The following is a 2,285-nucleotide window of genomic DNA, read 5'->3' as shown; positions in this document are numbered from 1 at the left end:
GCCAGGGCGGCTATCGCGCAGGGCCATGGGCATTTCGGGCGGCGGGGCCGCCGGTGCCACGCCCGCGGCGGCGGGCGGCAGCGACCCGGTGCCATGCACCCAGAAGGAGTTGACCGGCCCCAGACCCTGCGCCGCGCGCGCGTCGTTGAAGGCATGGGTGTAGAGCAGCATCTGCATCTCGCTTTGCAGGCGGTGCAGCAGGCGGGCCTTTAGCGCATCGGGCATCCAGGCGCGCACGTCGCGCTGGATCACGCGGTCCAGCGAGGCGGTGGCGAGCCCTTCGAACACGGCGCCGCGCGCCAGCCAGCGCGTGGGCTGCTCATAGGCGAGCACGATGCCGTCCTCGGCGAACCAGGGCGCCACGATGGCCAGCAGCGCGCGCGATGCGGCCTCGTCCAGGCGCAGCGCGGCCGGATCGCCGACGGTGACGTGCTCGGTGGTCACGCGCCATTCGCAGGGCGTGACGAAGGCCCAGGCCGTGCCGCCATCGCCATCGGCGCCAGTGACGCCGGTCTGGCGCTGGTGCCAGGCGGCCCAGGGCGCTTGGCGGCTGGTGGCCGGCAAACCCAGGTGGCGGGCCAGGGCGCGCTCGTGGGGGGGGATGAAATCGGTTTCGTCTCCGGGGTCGGTGGCGGGGGCCGGCAGGCGGGCGAGCAGCCGGTCGAGGTGGGGCAGGGCGAGGTCCTGCAAGGCCTGCTGGCATCCGTCCGAGGGGCTGGCCGCGAACGGAATGAGCAAATGGGGGGTGTCCGACATGGGCGTATTGTCCGGGATGCCACAATCGGCGCCGCCCGGTGGCCGACATTTCCAGAGCGGCGGCGGGCCTTCCATCACACCCATGCAAATTCCCTACGAGCTGGCCCTGGGCTGGCGCTACACCCGGGCCGGGCGCGCCACGCGGCGCAACGGCTTCATCTCGTTCATCTCGGGCGTCTCCATGCTGGGCATCGCGCTCGGCGTGGCGGCGCTCATCATCGTGCTCAGCGTGATGAACGGCTTTCAGAAAGAGGTGCGCGACCGCATGCTGAGCGTGGTCTCGCACATCGAGATCTTCGCCCCCCACGGCGCGGCGCTACCGGACATGCCGCGCACGCTGGCCCAGGCGCGGGCCAACCCCGAGGTCGTGGGCGCGGCGCCGTTCGTCTCTGCGCAGGCGCTGCTGGCGCGCGGCGAGGACATGAAGGGCACGCTGGTGCGCGGCATCGACCCGCTGCGCGAAGGCGAGGTGACCGACCTGGCCGCCGCCAACGTCGACGCCCTCAAGGCCCTGGTGCCGGGCGAGTTCCGCGTGGTGCTGGGCAGCGAACTGGCCCGTGCCCTGGGCGTGCGCCTGGGCGACGCGGTCACGCTGATCGCGCCGGGCGGGCAGGTGACGCCCGCGGGCGTGGTGCCCCGCCTCAAGCAGATGACGGTGGCGGGCACGTTCAACTCGGGGCATTACGAATACGACTCGGCGCTGGTGCTGCTGCACCATGAGGACGCCGAGCGCATCTTCCGCCTGGAGGGCCCGACCGGCATCCGCCTCAAGCTCAAGGACCTGCACCGCGCGCCCCAGGTGGCGCAGGAGCTGGCGCACTCGCTCACCGGCGACCTGCTGATCCGCGACTGGACGCAGCAGAACCGCACCTGGTTCGCCGCCGTGCAGCTGGAAAAACGCATGATGTTCATCATCCTCACGCTCATCGTGGCGGTGGCGGCGTTCAACCTCGTGTCCACGCTGGTGATGACCGTGACCGACAAGCGTGCGGACATCGCCATCCTGCGCACCCTGGGCGCGAGCCCGGGCAGCATCATGGGCATCTTCGTGGTGCAGGGCGCGATGGTGGGCGTCATCGGCACGCTGGCCGGCCTGCTGCTGGGCCTGGGGATCGCGGTGAACATCGACGTGATCGTGCCGGCCATCGAGCACGCGCTGAACGCGAGCTTCCTGCCCAAGGACATCTACCTCATCAGCAAGATGCCGAGCGAGCCGCAAAGCAGCGACATCGTGCCCATCGGCATCATTTCCTTGGTGCTGGCCTTCGTGGCCACGCTCTATCCCAGCTGGCGCGCGAGCCGCGTGAACCCCGCGGAGGCCCTGCGCTATGAATGACCTGTCCACCCCCGGCGCCGCCGCGCCCCATGCCGCTGCCGCCGCCCGCGGGCCGGTGGTCCTGCAGGCCCGGGGCCTGACCAAGCGCTTCACCGAAGGCCGCCTGGACGTCACCGTGCTGCAAGGGGTGGACCTGGATGTGCATGCCGGCGAGACGCTCGCCATCGTCGGTGCCTCGGGCTCGGGCAAGAGC

General features: G+C 71.1%; 3 protein-coding genes. 2 read left to right on the top strand and 1 reads right to left on the bottom strand.

The window, feature by feature from the left end; genetic code table 11:
- Window positions 1-756: phosphoglycerate mutase (locus tag AC27IQ_RS22800; RefSeq protein ID WP_487090901.1), on the bottom strand; the 756-nt coding region annotated here is incomplete at its 3' end.
- Between the two features lie 82 nt (window positions 757-838).
- Here AC27IQ_RS22800 and AC27IQ_RS22795 point away from each other — a divergent pair.
- Both AC27IQ_RS22795 and AC27IQ_RS22790 read left to right on the top strand, forming a co-directional pair.
- The gene (locus AC27IQ_RS22795) at window positions 839-2,092 is read left to right on the top strand and encodes a lipoprotein-releasing ABC transporter permease subunit (protein WP_317356495.1); all 1,254 of its coding nucleotides are present in this window, start codon (window positions 839-841) and stop codon (window positions 2,090-2,092) included.
- Window positions 2,085-2,285, top strand: a 201-nt coding sequence (locus AC27IQ_RS22790) for an ATP-binding cassette domain-containing protein (protein ID WP_487090900.1), incomplete at its 3' end; no start/stop codon positions are given. The genes AC27IQ_RS22795 and AC27IQ_RS22790, both read left to right, overlap by 8 nt.

This window comes from Acidovorax sp. KPB24-07 (assembly GCF_057543315.1).
This window is presented reverse-complemented; position numbering and strand designations above follow the sequence as displayed.

Coding starts and splice junctions, on each gene's coding strand:
- AC27IQ_RS22795 (WP_317356495.1), top strand. CDS start 839: ATGCAAATTCCCTACGAGCTGGCCCTGGGCTGGCGCTACACCCGGGCC.